This window comes from Desulfonatronovibrio magnus (assembly GCF_000934755.1).
Lineage (GTDB): Bacteria > Desulfobacterota > Desulfovibrionia > Desulfovibrionales > Desulfonatronovibrionaceae > Desulfonatronovibrio > Desulfonatronovibrio magnus.
Genome location: NZ_JYNP01000080.1, coordinates 1 through 17,125 on the forward strand (window position 1 = coordinate 1; position 17,125 = coordinate 17,125).

General features: G+C 47.1%; 17 protein-coding genes and 1 pseudogene. 14 read left to right on the forward strand and 4 right to left on the reverse strand.

The features are described from left to right. The 5 genes and pseudogenes from LZ23_RS24580 to LZ23_RS24010 form a co-directional block, all read left to right on the forward strand. A pseudogene (locus LZ23_RS24580) lies at positions 1 to 537 on the forward strand (hypothetical protein); the annotation flags it as partial. Between the two features lie 888 nt (positions 538 to 1,425). After that, complete coding sequence (locus LZ23_RS25430; protein WP_052507264.1) at positions 1,426 to 1,842, forward strand: type II secretion system protein; 417 nt, start codon at positions 1,426 to 1,428, stop codon at positions 1,840 to 1,842. Between the two features lie 109 nt (positions 1,843 to 1,951). Next, positions 1,952 to 4,018, forward strand: a complete 2,067-nt coding sequence (locus tag LZ23_RS09180; protein WP_045213539.1) for a tetratricopeptide repeat protein — start codon at positions 1,952 to 1,954, stop codon at positions 4,016 to 4,018. A gap of 114 nt (positions 4,019 to 4,132) precedes the next feature. Next, positions 4,133 to 5,008: a glycosyltransferase family 2 protein gene (locus LZ23_RS09185; RefSeq protein WP_045213541.1), complete on the forward strand. Its 876-nt coding sequence runs from the start codon at positions 4,133 to 4,135 to the stop codon at positions 5,006 to 5,008. 6 nt (positions 5,009 to 5,014) lie between these two features. Next, complete coding sequence (locus tag LZ23_RS24010; RefSeq protein WP_157493169.1) at positions 5,015 to 5,242, forward strand: hypothetical protein; 228 nt, start codon at positions 5,015 to 5,017, stop codon at positions 5,240 to 5,242. A gap of 28 nt (positions 5,243 to 5,270) precedes the next feature. On the opposite strand, the gene LZ23_RS09190 is transcribed toward LZ23_RS24010, so the two are convergent. Further along, complete coding sequence (locus LZ23_RS09190; RefSeq protein ID WP_045213542.1) at positions 5,271 to 5,489, reverse strand: DUF2283 domain-containing protein; 219 nt, start codon at positions 5,487 to 5,489, stop codon at positions 5,271 to 5,273. A 464-nt stretch (positions 5,490 to 5,953) separates the two neighbouring features. On the opposite strand from LZ23_RS09190, the gene LZ23_RS09200 reads away from it, so the two are divergent. Further along, positions 5,954 to 7,168 carry an ATP-binding protein gene (locus LZ23_RS09200; RefSeq protein WP_045213545.1) on the forward strand — a complete coding sequence of 405 codons (1,215 nt, stop codon included), beginning with the start codon at positions 5,954 to 5,956 and terminating at the stop codon, positions 7,166 to 7,168. A 236-nt stretch (positions 7,169 to 7,404) separates the two neighbouring features. Further along, complete coding sequence (locus LZ23_RS09205; RefSeq protein WP_045213547.1) at positions 7,405 to 8,643, forward strand: ATP-binding protein; 1,239 nt, start codon at positions 7,405 to 7,407, stop codon at positions 8,641 to 8,643. Positions 8,644 to 8,837: 194 nt separating this feature from the next. Here LZ23_RS09205 and LZ23_RS09210 read toward each other — a convergent pair whose 3' ends face one another. Together LZ23_RS09210 and LZ23_RS09215 are read right to left on the reverse strand one after the other, a co-directional pair. Next, entirely contained in the window at positions 8,838 to 9,620 is a 783-nt protein-coding gene (locus tag LZ23_RS09210; protein WP_045213548.1) for a nucleotidyl transferase AbiEii/AbiGii toxin family protein, read from the reverse strand. Continuing rightward, positions 9,617 to 10,234, reverse strand: a complete 618-nt coding sequence (locus LZ23_RS09215) for a type IV toxin-antitoxin system AbiEi family antitoxin domain-containing protein (RefSeq protein ID WP_045213550.1) — start codon at positions 10,232 to 10,234, stop codon at positions 9,617 to 9,619. The genes LZ23_RS09210 and LZ23_RS09215 overlap by 4 nt, the downstream gene beginning before the upstream one ends. A gap of 415 nt (positions 10,235 to 10,649) precedes the next feature. On the opposite strand from LZ23_RS09215, the gene LZ23_RS09220 reads away from it, so the two are divergent. The 7 genes from LZ23_RS09220 (at position 10,650) to LZ23_RS09250 (ending at position 16,551) form a co-directional block, all read left to right on the forward strand. Further along, positions 10,650 to 10,883, forward strand: coding sequence for a hypothetical protein (locus tag LZ23_RS09220; protein ID WP_045213551.1), 234 nt, complete (start codon positions 10,650 to 10,652; stop codon positions 10,881 to 10,883). A 320-nt stretch (positions 10,884 to 11,203) separates the two neighbouring features. Next, positions 11,204 to 11,431 carry a BrnT family toxin gene (locus LZ23_RS09225; protein WP_052507265.1) on the forward strand — a complete coding sequence of 76 codons (228 nt, stop codon included), beginning with the start codon at positions 11,204 to 11,206 and terminating at the stop codon, positions 11,429 to 11,431. Between the two features lie 49 nt (positions 11,432 to 11,480). After that, positions 11,481 to 11,753, forward strand: coding sequence for a CopG family antitoxin (locus LZ23_RS09230; RefSeq protein WP_045213553.1), 273 nt, complete (start codon positions 11,481 to 11,483; stop codon positions 11,751 to 11,753). Between the two features lie 246 nt (positions 11,754 to 11,999). Further along, the gene (locus LZ23_RS09235; protein ID WP_232300450.1) at positions 12,000 to 13,403 is read left to right on the forward strand and encodes an ATP-binding protein; all 1,404 of its coding nucleotides are present in this window, start codon (positions 12,000 to 12,002) and stop codon (positions 13,401 to 13,403) included. Between the two features lie 502 nt (positions 13,404 to 13,905). After that, on the forward strand, positions 13,906 to 15,297 hold the full coding sequence (locus tag LZ23_RS09240) for an ATP-binding protein (protein ID WP_045213557.1): 1,392 nt from the start codon (positions 13,906 to 13,908) through the stop codon (positions 15,295 to 15,297). Beyond that, complete coding sequence (locus tag LZ23_RS09245; protein WP_045213559.1) at positions 15,297 to 15,548, forward strand: hypothetical protein; 252 nt, start codon at positions 15,297 to 15,299, stop codon at positions 15,546 to 15,548. Before LZ23_RS09240 ends, LZ23_RS09245 begins: the two co-directional genes overlap by 1 nt. 280 nt (positions 15,549 to 15,828) lie before the next feature. After that, positions 15,829 to 16,551 (forward strand): hypothetical protein, encoded by a 723-nt coding sequence (locus LZ23_RS09250; protein WP_045213560.1) that lies wholly within the window; start codon positions 15,829 to 15,831, stop codon positions 16,549 to 16,551. 298 nt (positions 16,552 to 16,849) lie between these two features. Here the strand turns inward: LZ23_RS09250 and LZ23_RS09255 are convergent. Beyond that, a partial coding sequence (locus LZ23_RS09255) for a type II toxin-antitoxin system PemK/MazF family toxin (RefSeq protein ID WP_052507266.1) occupies positions 16,850 to 17,125 on the reverse strand: 276 nt, incomplete at its 5' end.

Consider the following 17,125-nt stretch of genomic DNA (forward strand, 5'->3'; position numbering starts at 1 on the left):
ATGGTCAAGCTTCTTGATTACAACGACAGAATCGATGAATTGCTGAAGCAGTCCAACCCATTTGCCATTATAACTGCTGCTCACCTGAAGACAAAAACCACCAAAAACAACCCGGAGGAGCGCTATTCGTGGAAGTGGTCCATTGTTATGGCCCTTTATGAAAGAGGATTTTCAGCTGACGATATTTTGCAGCTATACAGGCTGATTGACTGGTTAATGATCTTACCAGAGGATTTGTCCCAGAGATTTACTGACAACCTTGTTGAATATGAGGAGGATAAAGAAGTGACATACGTAACAAGTGCTGAAAGACATGGGATTAAAAAAGGAGTTGAGATAGGAATGCTGTCTAATGCGCAGGAAACGCTCCTTGACGCATTAGATGCAAAGTTCAGTACAGACATTCCCTCAGATATTGAGGAAAGAATCAAAAAAATGACCAGCAGGATGATGCTGAAACAACTGCTACGCTCTGCCATTCAAAGTAGCGACATAGATAGTTTCAGGAAATCCATTGATAAGTTGACGTCTGAATAGCTGGAAGCTCCTTTCATGCCCTGCCCTCTGATCATGCATTTCAGCATTCCAGCATCCCAGCATTCCAGCATTTCTTTTCTGACCTCTGACATCCGACCTCTGCCCCCCAGACCAACCTCGTCAATCTGTAACTCCAATTACCAAATAGTAACCATGAGTACCTGACAGTCTGCTTTTCCCTGAGCATCAGCAGCAAATAATTTGAGAAATATACAACAAATTTGACAACATCATCAGTCCCTTGAGAGGGTTTTTAGTGATGCTTGGAAGAAATCCTCCGGATTTTGTTCATCTTGGCTTTTTTATTGCTTTGTTACCAATGTAGGCCATGCCCGTAACCCAATTTAAACAAGCATCGTTAAGTTAGGGCGATAACAGTACTTTTCAGGCTACAGGCTTCAGCCTTCAGCCTTCAGCCTTTAGCCTTCAGTCTGAAGAATCAGTCAGCGCCGGATATCTATCAATATTTATTGACATTATTGCTTTCAACCAGAAACTTTGAACTCTCAAGTTCTTGCTCAATAAGTAATAGGTGCTGTGGAGCCTGTCCTGTGCTTTCCTGAAAGCGCTAATCAGATACATATTTGCAAAAAATTTTGAAAATAGCTAAAAAAAAACAGATGACAATCGTCCGTCTGTTGTGTAAATAATGTCTTGAAGGTACTTAAATTGCTGTGAAGCAAGTGATAATGACCAAAGCACGGCAGGCAGAATATTTTGGGGGTGAAGGTTTAATCTCAACAGTTTTCTCTGTTTGCAGCAGGCTCAACTGCCAGGACTCCTGGCAATTATGCACAGCGATTTAGTCATAACGCGCTGTTGTTTTGCAGCTTAACATTTCAATTCTTAACATTTTTAATTAGAACTTTTTAACAGGAGGGTTTTACCATGATGAGTTTACCAAGACCATGTGATAAGCCAAATGAACGCGGTTTCACGCTTATCGAGCTTTTAATTGTTGTTGCCATCATCGGCATTTTGGCTGCTATTGCGATTCCGCAGTTTGGTAAGTATCGGACCAATGCTGCTATAGGATCCCTTGAGTCAGATATTCGAACTTGTCTTAGTGAGGCTGTAGCAGCTTATGCTTCTGGGGCAATTCCTGACAATACATATGATTGTGTCGGCAGAAATGTTTTAGAACCTGATGTATCTGCAACTCCAAATGTAGTTATTACAATGGCAGATCCAGGCACACCTCAAATGGGTACTATTAACTTTGGAAGGTATAGTGGTGTTAGCGGTTTGGATGTAGACTGCGAAATAGTTGACGGTCGAAGAATTAGTTGTGTAAATAATAACTAATATTTCGTTGTCTTTAATTATCATGTCTATTACATAAAGAAAGGGCCAAAGTGGCCCTTTCTTTATGTGTATGTTCAACAGGTATTACTTTAGCATCATAATTAATATAATGCCTTCATTGCTTTTAATACGTAACCAATATACTTTTTCTCTTATACCATTATATATATTTGCTGTTTGTGTTTTTATTATTGTAATATATTGGAATAGTATAGATGGTTCCTTTGTTTTTGATGACACCCAAAACATAATCTCCAACCCCAACATCCATATCCAAACCCTTGACTGGCAAAGCATCAAGGGTACTTTTGAAAGCATCCGCAATACAAGTTTTGACCGGCCTTTTGCCTACCTGACCTTTGGACTGAACTACTATTTCCATGAATTTGATGTTTTTGGTTATCACCTTGTGAATCTCATTGTTCACTGTCTTAGCGCGTTATTTCTTTATCTTTTCATTTTCCATACATTGCGTCTGCCAATACTTAAGGGCAGATATGAAGAGCATGCAGCAACCATTGCGCTTCTGGCAACAGTGCTGTGGGCCACGAGTCCCATCCAGGTTACAGCAGTTACCTATATTGTGCAGCGCATGGCATCTATGGCTGGAATGTTTTTTATTATGGCCATGTTTTTCTACCTCAAAGGCAGGACTGCACAAGGTATTTGGCGCAAAGTATCGTATTTTATCATTTGTTTTATTGCTGGTTTTTTATCACTGGCTACCAAGGAAAACGCAGCCCTTTTACCTGTTGTGCTTTTTGTGTTTGATCTTTTACTAATCCAGGGCGCAACCAGGGAAAATATTCGAAAAAATATACTCTGGGGTGGGGCGGCTTTGCTCTGCCTTGTGGTGGTTGCTTTTATTGTCACCAATCCATTGAATATCTTATCTGGTTACAATAACCGGGAATTTACTCTCACTGAAAGACTGCTTACCCAGCCTCGCATATTAATTTTCTATGTCAGTCTTATGCTCTATCCTGTTATGGATCGCTTCACCCTGATCCATGAAGTGCAGCTTTCAACATCTTTATTTACTCCCTGGACCACCTTGCCTGCCATTTTATTCTGGGTTGGTGTGGTTGGTTTTGCGCTTTACATTGTCCGTAAACGCCCCCTTATTTCATTTTGCATATTATTTTTTCTCATCAATCATCTTATTGAAAGCTCGTTTATTCCCTTGGAGCTGATCTTTGAGCATCGCAATTACATTCCATCCATGACCCTTTTTCTGCTGGTGGCCATAGGTATTTTTCAGTTATTGGAGTATTTAAAAACCAATAAAAAGTTTCTGGCCTATGGGTTTGTGGCTCTGCTCCTGTGCTTTTTTATCTTTGATCAGGGGCATACTGTGGTAAAGCGCAATGAACTGTTTCATCATCCATTATATATATGGGAGGATAATGCGCAAAAGGCTCCAGGTCTCAGCAGAACATATACCAATCTTGGTCTTGAATACTGGGCATTAGGACAATATGAAAAGGCAAAACAGTCATATTTGCGAGCCATTGAAGCAGACCGCTATCATCGCCATTCCCTGCGGGCAGCTCCATTAATCAATCTGGGCAGTTATTATCTTTATATTGCGGAGGATCCGGTGACTGCCATAGAATATTTTGAACAGGCCAGAGAAATCAGACCAAAATACTGGCCGATTTGGTACAGGCAGTCGCTCGCTCTTATTCATTTAGATGAGCTGGAATACGCTGCCATGGTTCTGGAGCAGGCCACGCAACAGATACAGACCAATGCTGATTTTCACGTTCTGTACAGCTTTGTGCATCTGCATAGTGGTGATGAGGAAAGGGCTGTTTTGCATGCCCGGCAGGCCATGCTTTTGAATCCTGAAAATAGTCAGGCTTTGAAGGTCATGGGCGAGGCGCATAGGAGGTTGGGCAACCATGATCAGGCCATAAATGTCTGGCAGGATTTTCTTCGCCGCAACCCCAATGATCTGGAAGCTCATTTGTCCCTGGTTGATCTTGGGAGCAGGACCGGCAGGAATGAGGTGCTGATTCCATCTGCTGTCAGGCTGCTGAGCCTTAAGGGCGAACAGACCTGGGAAGAACTGTTCAGCACACTTCCCAAATATAAAAGCGAACTTGTATTCACTGACGATCCCATGAACCTCCTCCCACCCATCCGCCAGGGAGTTGACCTGGCAATGCAATAGCAATCATCTTTACATTTCGCGTCAAGCGCAAAGTGTAAAGATGATCTTTACATTTCGCGCTTGACTCGATGTGTAAACTTGTCTTTTCTGCTGCAACCGGATAAACAATAGCTCATGTCAGAAATAAGCATTATTATTCCTGCTTATGAAGAGGAAGCTGTCATTGAACGGGTTGTAGCAAAGGTGCGTGCAGTAATGGATCAATACGGCAGGGCGTATGAGATTCTTGTCGTTGATGACGGGTCACAGGATCAGACTGCTGCCAAAGCACAGCAGGCCGGGGCCAGGGTTATTGTTCATCCCTACAACATGGGCAATGGTGCTGCTGTCAAGACAGGAATCCGTAATGCCAGGGGTAAGATCCTGTTAATGATGGATGGGGATATGCAGCATGATCCTGAGGATATTCCCGGGCTTTTAGATAAGATGCAATCATTCGACATGGCTGTTGGTGCCCGAACCGGGGAATCTGAATCATCATGGCACCGCAATATGGCCAATAAATTCTACAATTTTTTTGCCAGCTATATCTGCAAACGTAAGATTGATGATCTTACATCGGGTTTTCGTGCTGTGAAAGCCGATATTGCCCGGCAGTTTGTCTCCATGCTTCCCAATACCTTTTCCTATCCCACCACATTAACCATGGCAGTGGTCAGAGCAGGGTACAGCATGACCTACGTGCCCATTGTAGCAAGACGCCGTGTAGGCAAGAGCAAGATCAGGCTCTTGCAGGACGGCTCCAGGTTTCTGCTCATTATAATCAAGATTGCCACCCTGTTTTCTCCTTTGCGGGTGTTTTTGCCGGTAAGTTTTCTGATGTTTGCCACAGGCCTTGGCTGGGGTCTGTTTAAGATTTTCTTTATGGGTGGGCGTTACGGGCCAACTTCAGCCATGCTTATGACCATGGCCGTGGTGGTGTTTATGGTGGGCCTGGTTTCTGAACAAATCTCACAGCTCCTCTATGATCGAAGCGCCCCCAGGGAGTGATGTAATATGCCAGTTGCGCTGCTGTTCCTGGTTCGTCGTTCGGCAGCTGCGCTGCTGTTCCTCGTTCTTCGTTCTTTGTTCCTGGTTAAGATCAAGATCAGTTCCTCGTTCCTCGTTCCTCGTTCTTCGTTCTTCGTTAACCAGGAACCAGGAACGACGAACCAAGAACGGCGGCGAAGCCGCTGCGAAGCCGCAAGACTGGATATTGCAAGCGATAGGGCGACGATATTTTAATTTAATGGTCAATAACCGGATTTTTCTTTCAGGATGCAGCAGCAACCAGTTCAGGCTTATATTCATAAGTGAAAAGAGATTGAAGAGGGAATTTTTCTGAAGCATTGAGAATTTCAATGCCTGCTATTTTTCCTTCCTCGGTGAGATCCAGATTTACCCCTTCTGAAATCTCAACAACACCTGACGGAGTCTCTTCGGACATCTGCAGATAAGCAGCGTCGACTTTCTGGTCATAATAGATTTTCATTATCTCAACCCCTTTTTAATATTGGAAAACATACAGAATGTGCTGATTATTCAAGACAATTTTAGCCGTAAAGATCAGAGCAGTCAATTGTCTGTTATTTTCTCTTTCAAAGGCTCTTGCGCACTTCACAGATGAAAAAATGAGCTGGTATCTACTGATAAATGAGTGGTCCTGCTCCCGTCCACCTGCAAAACATTGACCTGGCATTGCTAACAATCATCTTTACATTTCGCGTCAAGCGCAATGTGTAAAGATGATGTTTACATATCGCGTCAAGCGCGGAGTGTAAACATGTTCTTGGTTCCTGGTTAAAGGAAAACGAGGAACCAGGAACAAAACTTGTCGATCCAGCCACATTTGTGTAAAATGCATTTTACATTTCCAGGACAAAAGTGTAAAATGGAAACAACACAATCAGATGAGTCTCTGAATCATATTTAATAAAACCAGTCAAAGCAGATAAAATGGACGATGATATTTTTTCACAGCAGCATACACTGCTCACAAACTTAAGCGAGGCTAAGCGCTACCTCTACGAAAATATCCAGTGGGGTCACCGCCTGGTGGGGATCGTTGGTGCTCGCGGGGTTGGCAAGACTACAATGCTTCTCCAGCGCATAAAGGATCAGTACGGGGACAGCGGAAAGGCAGCTTATGTCAGCATCGACCATCCTTATTTTGATGCCCGTCCTCTATATGAATTTGCCGAGTCTTTTGCAGCGTACGGAGGGGAGTTGCTATGCGTGGACGAAGTCCATAAGCAGGCAGACTGGTCACGGCAGATAAAGGCCATCCATGACACCATCCCCAGTCTGCGGGTTATTTTTTCCGGCTCCTCTATACTGAGAATGAGCGCCCAGGCAGCGGACCTGAGCAGAAGGGCCCTGGTTTATGAGTTGCACGGCCTGTCCTTCAGGGAATATTTGTTGTTTGCCCATAAGCAGAAATTTGAGCAGCTGACCCTGGCTCAGATTCTTGAGGATCATGTTGCCCTGGCTGGGTCCGTAGTCCCACGCATCAAGATTTTACCATGTTTCAGGGCATATCTTGACCATGGCTATTATCCATTTTTCCTGGAAGGTGTGGACCAGTATCAGTTGAAATTGACTGCGGTCATGGGACAGATTCTGGAAATGGATTTGCCTTTTGCGGCCTCCATCGCCATTAGACAGATCGGTAAGTTGAAAAAACTGCTTTACCTGATATCCACCAGTGTGCCCATGATACCGGATATTGCCAAGTTGTCTCGTATGACAGGGATTTCCAGGCCAACAATATACGATTATCTTGAGAAACTGCAGGAGGCCCGACTACTGCGCCTGGTGAGGCAAGCTGGCAAAGGGACCGTGTCTCTAACCAAGCCTGAGAAAATCTATCTTGACAATACCAATCTTGCCGTGGCCCTGGCTCAGCAGCCTGATTCCGGCACTGTTCGCGAGACCTTTTTCGCTAACCAGATCGCTTCGGCCCTGTCTCGCAGCCGTCTGGTGGATGAAGAATTGACCGTCCCGGCCAGAGGTGATTTCCTGGTTCAGGGCAAATGGACCTTTGAAGTCGGGGGCAAGGGAAAAATGGATGACCGGATCATCAACCTGCCAGAAGGATATTTAGCTGTTGATGATATTGAAGTCGGCCACAGACGAAGGATTCCCTTGTGGTTGTTCGGATTTTTGTATTGAGTTTGGGGGGTGAGCAGAAACACAGTTCCTTGTTCTTTGTTAACCAGGAACAACGAACGAAGAACCAGGAACCGCAGCGCAGCTGCTGAACAGAGGCGAAGCCGCATTGCTCTTGACAACTCAATTGCATTTATTTAAATGATTACATTGCATTTATTAACCTGAAATCGTTGCAAACGTTTAAATTAAGTAAGTGCAATCGTTAACCTCAATGTTTCTTACTTTAGGAGGCTGGTATGCGCTATCGTTCAAGAGTGGTGGACGAAGATTTGCGGCAGCGCTTGTCATCCACCGGTGCCGTGGTCATTGAAGGGCCCAAAGCTTGCGGGAAAACTGCAACTGCAAGGAACATTGCTGCCAGTGAAGTATTGCTTGATATCGATGAAAATGCCCGTCAGGCAGTAGCCATTGACCCACGCCTGGTATTGGAGGGTGCTACCCCGCGTCTTATTGATGAATGGCAGATTGAACCATCCATCTGGAATCATATTCGGCGCTCGGTTGACGAGCGAGACCAGCCTGGTCAGTTCATCCTGACTGGTTCTGCAGTACCTGCCGATGATATCACCCGCCATACCGGGGCCGGGCGTTTGACGCGTCTGCGGCTGCGTCCCATGACGTTGTTTGAGCTTGAACGAAGCACTGGAGCCCTGTCACTGGCGGACTTGCTAAATAGTAGTCGACCTGCCTGCCCAGACCCTGGTTTGACAATTCAGGAACTGGTTGAGTTGATTGCTGCGGGTGGCTGGCCGGGACATCTGCGTCTGACCTTAAAGCAAGCTTTGCGGGCCAACCGGGACTATCTGGAGGAAATCAGGCGGGTGGACATCAGCCGTGTTGACGGGGTTCGCCGTGATCCGGATAAAGTTGGCCGACTGCTGCGTTCCCTGGCCCGCAATACCGGCACCTATGCGTCCGCAACCGGCATGGCTGAGGATGTGGGCGGCATTACGGTACAAACTGTACTTGAGTATCTGGCCAGTCTGGAACGTCTGATGATTATTGAGGATCAGCCAGCCTGGGCGCCTCATTTACGTTCACGGTCACGGCTGAGAAGCATGCCCAGGCGCCAGTTCGTGGATCCCTCCCTGGCGGTGGCAGCATTGCGGACATCCCCGGAAGGATTGCTCAAGGATATTAATCTGCTGGGTTTTCTGTTTGAATCGCTGGTTGTTCGGGATCTGCGGGTTTACGCCCAGGCCATGGATGCCGAAATATTGCAGTATCGTGATAGTACGGGACTGGAAGTGGATGCAATAATGTATTGCGCCGATGGTCGCTGGGCTGCTTTTGAAATAAAACTGGGGACAGGGATGGTGGAACAGGGCGCCGCATCTTTATTGAAATTTGCTGACCGCGTGGATACCGACAAGTGCGGCTCACCATCTCTACTGGCGGTAATTACTGGTGCTGGTTATGGATATTTTCGAGACGACGGTGTAGCGGTGATCCCCATCACCGCCTTAAAACCGTAGTGATGTTATATCTGCCTGGTTGCAGTTCTTCGTTCCTCGTTAAAAACAAAAACAGTTCCTCGTTCCTCGTTCTTCGTTAACCAGGAACAGTTATTCGTTCCTTGTTCTTAGTTCTTCGTTCTTTGTTAAAAACCAAGAACTAAGAACGACGAACCAGGAACCGCGCGCAGCGCAGCTGTGGTTAAAGCCCTATATTACAGGGAACGTATAAACTCAGCAAAATGCAGGATGCGCCGGCTGTGGTCACGATGAAACAGAAGGTGCTCGAAATCCTTTTGTTTTTGGCGCAGATCAACTGCCTGCAGTGACTTTTCAACAGCAGCCTTAAGCTCGGCAAGGTTGTGAATAGCAAAACCATGCCCAAGAAACTGATAATCCGGTTCTGTCCGTGACAGCAGGAACATGACGTCGTAATAATCACGTCCCTTGCCCCTGTCTAACATGGCGGCTATCTTCATGGCACACAGCACTGCTTCGGACGGAACTGGAAATGGGAAAAAAAAACCGCAGCCCTTGATGAATTCCATAGCCGGCTCATAGAGTATCTGCTGATCCTGGGCTTCAAGTTTCAGAAGAAATCGCGCTTCGCGATGTCCGGAAATGCCTAAGTTAAACAGAAGCTCCGGAAAATACAGGCTGCGTCGAAACGCCTTCAACCCGCTCTTTTCTCGGGCTCTGGCCTTAACGTTAAACCCGCTGCGCTGCAGGAAGGTAAGAACATCATCTGACATCCGGATGAACTCTTCTTCAGTCAGGTTTTTGCAGTCAAAATCCAAGTCTTCGGAAAAACGATCTATGCCCTTGGTCAGACGCAGGTTCGTGCCTCCGATAAAGGTCATTTTTCGGATGTGCTCTGTGGAGGAAAGATAATCCAGGGTCAGGAGCTGAACATATTCCTTGAGGATGTGCTTTTGAAAGACCGCATTCTCAGCCATTGAAGCCGGATAGAAATTTTTGAGCTGCTCCATTGAGATCATAGGTTATACACCTTTTCCAGTAATTGCATGCGCTTTTCAAGGCGTGCACATTGAAAGCTCTTTCCCATTGACAGCCATGTCCGCCTGTCCCAGTTCGTACGCAGTATATCCCCATCGAGCCGGAGTTCGAGAAGTTCGGACTCTGTATTATAGAAGGGATACAGATAGAGCAGATCCAGCAGCGCCTTTTCTCTGGTCGCATAGGGGGTTGCCCGGTTGTCTGCACTCGGGCGGCGGAAATAGCCGAACATCAAATCGCTCTTGACGCTTTTGTAGGAGTACTCACCAAATTCGTTGGTAAACGAGGCGGTTTTCAGTGAAGTGACACTGGTTATTTGGACCACGGATTCGGGAATCAAGCCATAAAATGCGAGTGCTGAGTGCAGACTGATGTAAGAGGGGTTATAGATTCTGCCGGCAATATATTCGGCGAATTCCGGTTTTTTCTTGTATTCAGGAAAGGCGTACCATCCACGCCGCAGATGCACGAGGTAGCCCTTTTTTGTCCACCGGACCAGGTTGTTGCGATCAAATCCCGGCTGCCACGCATATACCTGATGGATACTGAAACAGCCAAGGTCAAACATTTTGTTTCTGAATTCAATCCAGTTCATAATCTATTTCCGTTATGCAGCATATATGCTGATTTTTAGAAATAGAGCATGAACAGGGAATTGTCAAACAGGTTTTGGTTTGGGTCCTAATCAAGCCATTGAGCTAATTGCATAAAGAGTCTCTTCAGAGTCTAAGGCAAAAATAGATTCATCCGGTTTAAACGTACTTCCTCGAAAAGAAAAAGAATATCTCACGCCCGGCCTGCCTCTCTCCGAGCTGTAGGCTCTCCGAGCTGGAAGCCGGACCATAGGGCCTTCGCCCCTGAGCGAACAGGCTCCACTTTAAAGGCAGTTGCTCACAGATTCAGTCCCGAGCCGCCCGGGTGAGAAGCTTACATAAGTTGACAGACTATGATGGAGAGAATAGCGAATCATCTTCTTGCCTGGTAAATAAATTTCCCTTAAGTTGGTTTTTATGTCCACAACTATTACATTCAGACAACTCGTTAAAGTTCACAACGGTCAAGTCAATCTTACACTCCCGGAAGATTTTGATTATACTGAAGTGGAAGTGTTTGTCATGCCTAAAGCCAAAGACGCTGATCAAATAGAGCCTGTATGGGAATCTTCAGACCTGGAGGCAGCAGGTAAAATTGGGCAGTCATCATCAATATTTCCAGCAGACAATGAGGACTATTCTAAGTGGTAGGCAGGTTTTATCTGGCTAATATTATCACTGAAAAATAAAAGGTTTCTTGTAATCATCGTTTTAATTTTGCAACTGTCCACAATAGTCTTTGGGGAAGTGTGAGGGATGAAGGATGAGACCTGAGGGATGAAACTTGAGACCTGAGACTTGGGGAGTTATTCGTTTTTCGTTCTTCGTTCCTCGTTAACCAGGAACCAAGAACGACGAACCAGGAACAGCGGCGCAGCCGCATATGGGATGTATTGAAATTGCGAGGCATCGTCGGGTCCGTGATTGCCAAATCGGCAGGATGATTACATCGGCCTGGTTATGAGGGGGAGATGGACATGCTAATTAATGGTATTATTTGGCTTTCTGATATTATCGATAAACTGGAGAAGAAACATGCTGTTACTCCGAATGAGGTCGAGAACATTTTTAGTGATCTTCCTGTTTTTCGCAGGATAGAAAGAGGCAAAGTCAAGGGAGAACATGTTTACAGGGCTCTTGGAAGGACAGATTCTGGCAGATACCTTGTCGTTTTTTTCATAAATAAGCGAACACATTAAGCTCTGGTGATATCAGCTCGCGATATGACTGAAAAAGAAAGGAGAATATATGCAAAAAGCAAATAAAATGAAAAAATATTATAGAGATGAGTTGCCTTTATCTTTTGATTCAATCGCTGATGCCGCAGATTTCTGGGATAGCCATGATTCTGCTGATTACGAAGCTTATATGGAAGATGCTCAGTTTAATGTTGATATTAACCGTCATGTTTATCTTGTTCCTGTAGCAGAATCTGTTCTTGAAAAAGTACGGAGGAAGGCCAAACACCAGGGAGTATCTACAGAAACATTAGTTAATATGCTCCTTCAAGAACATGCTTGATCGAGAATAGTTCCTCGTTCTTCGTTAACAAGGAACAGTTCTTAGTTCTTCGTTAACCAGGAACCACGAACGAAGAACCATGAACAGCGGCGCAGCCGCAGAACCAAGAACAGCGGCGCAGCCGCATGTTGGCAAGCTTGACAAAGATGAAAGATTGATCATATCATACCATTAAAATCATATTTATTTGCTTAAAACACCCCTGTATTTTCATAATCCATGTATGCATGCCGACCAAGCTAAAAAATGAAAGCCTTAGGAATGTACCGCCATCAATTAGAGTTTCTGAATACCTGGCTCAAGAACAGCAGCCGAAAGCCCCTGGTCATCCGTGGCGCCCGTCAGGTGGGCAAGTCTACGCTTGTTCAGCTGTTTGCAAAAGAACATGGAAAAGGTCTGCTTGATGTAAACCTGGAGCGCTATCCCGAATTATCCAGCATATTTAATACCAATGACCCGGATCAGATTATTCAGCAAATTGAATTTCTGCCGGGAATGAAACAAGTCAGTCCAAATTCCCTGCTGTTTCTGGACGAGATTCAGTCTGTTCCCGAGGCGATTCCCGCATTACGGTATTTTTACGAAGACAAACCAGGATTGCCGGTTCTTAGTGCAGGGTCTTTGCTGGAGTTTGTCCTGTCTGACCATTCTTTCTCCATGCCTGTGGGCCGAATACAGTATCTGCATATGGGCCCCATGACATTTTCTGAGTTTCTGATGGGCATTGGGGAAGAAAAGCTCAGTTCCTTTATACTCAATTATGAGCCGGATAAGTCCATAGGAGAAATTACCCATAAAAGACTCTTGAGTTTGCTGCGATCTTATTACTTTACAGGCGGTATGCCCGAAGCCGTATCTGTTTTTTCTGAGACCAGGAGCTATAAACAGGTCAGCACGGTTCACAATTCCATTACCCAAACCTATCTGGAGGATTTCCCGAAATACACCGGTTCAAGAAATTTGAACCGCATACGCAGGGTGTTTCACTTTATTGCCAGAAACGTCGGTAAAAAAATAAAGTACAGCAATATCTCTTCCGAAGACCAGAGCGGCACTTTAAAAAAAGACATTGACCTTTTATCCATGGCCCGGGTCATAGACAAAGTAATACACAGTCATTGTTCCAGCCTGCCTCTGCATGCTGATATTGATGAGAAAGTGTATAAACCCATTTTCCTGGATGTCGGCTTGATGAACGCTGTTTGCGGGCTTGACTGGAGAGCTGTTTCTCAAATGGATGATGCGCAGCTGATCAATGAGGGGGCCATTGCGGAACAATTTGTGGGTCAGCATTTACAGAATATGTTTTCGGACACTCTGAACAGGGAATTAACCTACTGGCTCCGGCTGGGCCGGTCTTCCAACGCTGAAGTCGACTTTGTCGTGCAGACCGGCGGGTATATTATTCCCGTGGAAGTCAAAGCAGGCGCTGCAGGGTCGCTTAAATCGCTCCACCAGTTTATGGGAAGCAAAGAAGCGCCTATAGCTGTTCGATTTGATGCATCTTTACCAACCGTAACCCGGATAGATACCGTAATCAGCACAGGCAAAACCCGCAGGCAGGTTCAATACCCGCTGGTCTCTGTGCCGCTGTACCTCATTGAGCGTCTGGAAACCATTGCGGCGTATTATTGTAAGAATCAGGGATAGAAGATGCACATGCAAAAAGTCGAAAAATGAATAATTCAGGAATAAATCAGCTCCATAAACTCTTTGTTTTTACTGGCTCCTGACTCGTGCCTGCCCGGTTAAACAAATCCGAAGGATTTCCTGCAAAGCAGGGTTTAACAGGGCCTGCCCCGTGAAACAGCCCGCAGGGCTCTCTGTCGAAGACAGGGGTTTCACTGGGGACACCTGACTCCTGCGACTGTAAAAATGAGTTTTTGCAGTCGCATCATAGAAGGCCCCAGTGAAATCCGCTGCGCTGAACTTCGATATTCATGATTGTTGACAGGCTTGAAGTCTTGAGGCGACCTGCACCAGAGGTAGAGTGGATAGTGAAATATCAGGCCAATAGAAAAGAATTGTGCGTCATGGAGAAAATGCGAACGGGAACCCCGCCGCATGTCTTGACATAAATGCACAATGCGATACTATATGTTCCAACATAATGCAATAAATGCATTAAAATGGCACATGAAGAGGAAGGGCAATGTTTAACCGACGGGCAATAAACGATATCAAGGCATGGTACGGGCAAGAAAAGCGCAAGCCCCTGGTTATTCGTGGTGCGCGGCAAGTGGGCAAAACAACAGCGGTTCGCCTCGCAGCCAAACAGCTATCCGTCCCGGTTATAGAAATCAACCTTGAGCGACACGCGGAATTGGAGCCCCTCTTCCAGAAGTTCAAACTCGACGAACTTCTGCTCAACTTTTCGCTCATAAGCGGCGAGCAGGTCACAGAAAAAAGCAAAGCCATTCTCTTTCTCGATGAAGCACAGGCGACTCCTTCCGCCTACTCCTGCCTGCGATATTTTTCAGAAGACATGCCGGGACTGGCCGTTGTGTTAACGGGTTCGCTTCTCGATCAGGTGCTCGTTGACAGACAACTGTCGACGCCCGTCGGCCGCATAGAGCCCTACTACATGGGCCCACTGTCCTTCGAAGAATACCTAGTTGCAACGGACGAGACCAGGGCATTGCGTGCTATTGAAATGCTGGATATTCATACCATGGATCACGTACCGGACTCCGTGCATGGCGACCTGATGTCACTTGTTCGACGCTACACGCTTACCGGCGGAATGCCCGGCGTGATCCAGCTTGCCAGGGATACGAATCACGATCACGGGGAAATTCTGAAGCATCAAACAGTGCTGATCCAAACCTACAAGGATGATTTTGCCAAATACGCCGGCACTGCCAATGCCGCCCGTCTGGCGGCATTCTTCAACGGCATCCTGCGCCAGGTGGGGTTGCAGTTTTCCCATAAACTCGCCCGCGAAATAACATCGTCAACAAGCGGCGACAACCGCCAGGTTAACGAGGCAATCGAGCTGTTCCTGCAGGCCAGGCTCTTCTATCGCGTGCTTCACAGCAACGCCGAAAGAATGCCCCTGGGCGCGGAAACGAAAACCAGAATAAGCAAATTTCTGTTTCTGGATATCGGGTTGTTGCTGGCAGCTCAGGGTGTGTCGCCACAGTCAATCATGCAGGCGCCCATCGAACTGGCCAACCGGGGTGTACTGGCGGAACAATTCGTGGGGCAGCAACTGCTTTGCGGAAAAAAGGCCTATGTCGAACCCGAGCTGTACTACTGGCATCCGCCAAAATCGGAAGCACAGGCAGAGGTGGACTTTCTATTCCCCTGCGCCGAGCGCATTTATCCCGTTGAGGTGAAATCAGGGCCCGGTGGAACGATCAAGTCGCTGGTTTCCTATGTGATCAAGAAAAAGGCCGACCAGGCCGTCGTAATCAGCTCCGCCAGGCCTTCCGTGGAAAAAACGGCAGCAAGAGTAAACAAAATCCAACGCCCCTTCCGGTTGCTCAGGCTGCCCTTCTACCTGGTAAACCAACTGGAATGCTTGCTGGCAGAGGATACATAATGAACCACACCGGCAAAACAGAACGCTCCATCGACCGAAAAATCCGCCCCCTTGTCCTGACCAGGTACCAGGCCATGCCGCTAATAACTTATACACTTTCAGCCATGCTGGAAATGTACAGGTTAAGGCTTAAGTTGTACACTTTGTGCGTGGCTGAAAGTGTACAAGTTGTGGGTGTTGCCGATGGTGGGCGGCGGGCGGGGACGGGAAGGTCTGGGAGAGAGGAAGGGACATGGGATGTGAGCCCTTGATAAGTTTTTCTTGCAAAAGAGCGGAGCTGCTGTTTAACTGCCTGGAGTACAGCTGAAGCAATTTTTAAACAATCTTGAACCAGGGACTGGTCCATGCCAGAAATAATGACACGGCTTCCTGCCCGGAGGCTTACAGCCCGGATGGGGACTGTCCCTGGCTTCGGGACTGTCCCCATCCTGGTTGTCAAAAACGCGTACTGCTCCCGTTGTTCTTCGTTAACCAGGAACCAAGAACCAGGAACCGCGCGCAGCTGCCGAACCAGGAACGAACAATAAACAAATGTATCAATTCAAACACACACTCCCATATACCTGGCCGCTCATACTCCTGCTGCTGGCTGCCTGCGCAACTCCTCAGGTTGTCGCTACTCAACCGGTTCCGCCTGCATTGGAGACCCAGGAAGAGTACTGGTGGTACGTGCGTTTCGGCCATGTCTGGCCTGAAGGTGAAGGCCCGGCCTGGCACCGGGACGTGCTGCTGGCGGACCGGATTATATCGCCTGTGCTGGCTGAACATGGCCAGGAAATATCCCTGTGGCGCGTTCACCGCCGCGCGGCCCGGGACAGTGCCGGACACCGGTTCAGTTTTATTTTCCGGGCCACACCTGAAGTGGCCGCCCGGATCAACGCCCGCATAGGGTCTGATCCGCTGCTGGAGCGGCTGCTGCGTGATGATAAGCTCAAAACCGTTGGCTTTGATGATCCGGCAAAGCCCCAACGCCCGGGCATGGGCGATACATCAGACCCCGGCTGGACACCGGAAATGCAGCGCGCCTGGCCGCATTACATCATGGGGGTCAGCCGGCTCTGGCTGGAACTTATCCATGAACTGGCCGCCAGGGCCGATCAGGCAGAGGACCTGGATTCCCGATACGTCGCCATCAGCGCTGAACTGGACAATCTCTGGCTGCATCAGGGAAGCCACGCCCTGCTGCACCATCTGAATGCGGTGTTTGGATATCAAGAAGTCAATGTGATTCGCCGTGAGGGGATGAGGTTTTGAGTTTTTGCGGCGCAGCCGCAGTTCTTAGTTCCTGGTTCTTTGTTCTTCGTTAAAACCAAGAAACATGAACAAAAACCGTCACTATGAGGTATTCGTTGTGATTCACTTCTTTATATGAGGAAAAGTATGCACTACGGATGTGAGAGCATGTGAGGGTGTGAGGGTGAGTGTGAAGGGATGAAAGTGGGAAGGTGGGAAGGTATGAATACCGTTTTTGAGCAGTCTTGACTCAAGGGAAGTGTTCGTCGTTCTTCGTTAACCAGGAACTAAGAACGAAGAACCAGGAACACCTTTTCGTTTAGTCCAGTTCAAGAGCAATGGCCAGTGCCTGATCAAGTTTTTTCATCTGCTCCAGGTTCAGTGATCCGATAAAGTCGCTAAGCATGCGTTTGGGAATACTGACCAGCTCATCACAATGGATACTGCTCTCATGTTTCAGTCCATTTTCTATTCCTATGTGGACCTGGGTGGAAAGCCCATGGCAAGCTGAATAAACAGGAGCGCAGATGGCAGTGGAAAAACGCGAATCAAGAAGTACCTGGCGGCTGACAACAACAAACACCCGGAAGGCTTT

Coding starts and splice junctions, on each gene's coding strand:
- LZ23_RS25430 (WP_052507264.1), top strand. CDS start 1,426: ATGATGAGTTTACCAAGACCATGTGATAAGCCAAATGAACGCGGTTTC.
- LZ23_RS09180 (WP_045213539.1), top strand. CDS start 1,952: ATGCCTTCATTGCTTTTAATACGTAACCAATATACTTTTTCTCTTATA.
- LZ23_RS09185 (WP_045213541.1), top strand. CDS start 4,133: ATGTCAGAAATAAGCATTATTATTCCTGCTTATGAAGAGGAAGCTGTC.
- LZ23_RS24010 (WP_157493169.1), top strand. CDS start 5,015: ATGCCAGTTGCGCTGCTGTTCCTGGTTCGTCGTTCGGCAGCTGCGCTG.
- LZ23_RS09190 (WP_045213542.1), bottom strand. CDS start 5,489: ATGAAAATCTATTATGACCAGAAAGTCGACGCTGCTTATCTGCAGATG.
- LZ23_RS09200 (WP_045213545.1), top strand. CDS start 5,954: ATGGACGATGATATTTTTTCACAGCAGCATACACTGCTCACAAACTTA.
- LZ23_RS09205 (WP_045213547.1), top strand. CDS start 7,405: ATGCGCTATCGTTCAAGAGTGGTGGACGAAGATTTGCGGCAGCGCTTG.
- LZ23_RS09210 (WP_045213548.1), bottom strand. CDS start 9,620: ATGATCTCAATGGAGCAGCTCAAAAATTTCTATCCGGCTTCAATGGCT.
- LZ23_RS09215 (WP_045213550.1), bottom strand. CDS start 10,234: ATGAACTGGATTGAATTCAGAAACAAAATGTTTGACCTTGGCTGTTTC.
- LZ23_RS09220 (WP_045213551.1), top strand. CDS start 10,650: ATGTCCACAACTATTACATTCAGACAACTCGTTAAAGTTCACAACGGT.
- LZ23_RS09225 (WP_052507265.1), top strand. CDS start 11,204: ATGGACATGCTAATTAATGGTATTATTTGGCTTTCTGATATTATCGAT.
- LZ23_RS09230 (WP_045213553.1), top strand. CDS start 11,481: ATGCAAAAAGCAAATAAAATGAAAAAATATTATAGAGATGAGTTGCCT.
- LZ23_RS09235 (WP_232300450.1), top strand. CDS start 12,000: ATGAAAGCCTTAGGAATGTACCGCCATCAATTAGAGTTTCTGAATACC.
- LZ23_RS09240 (WP_045213557.1), top strand. CDS start 13,906: ATGTTTAACCGACGGGCAATAAACGATATCAAGGCATGGTACGGGCAA.
- LZ23_RS09245 (WP_045213559.1), top strand. CDS start 15,297: ATGAACCACACCGGCAAAACAGAACGCTCCATCGACCGAAAAATCCGC.
- LZ23_RS09250 (WP_045213560.1), top strand. CDS start 15,829: ATGTATCAATTCAAACACACACTCCCATATACCTGGCCGCTCATACTC.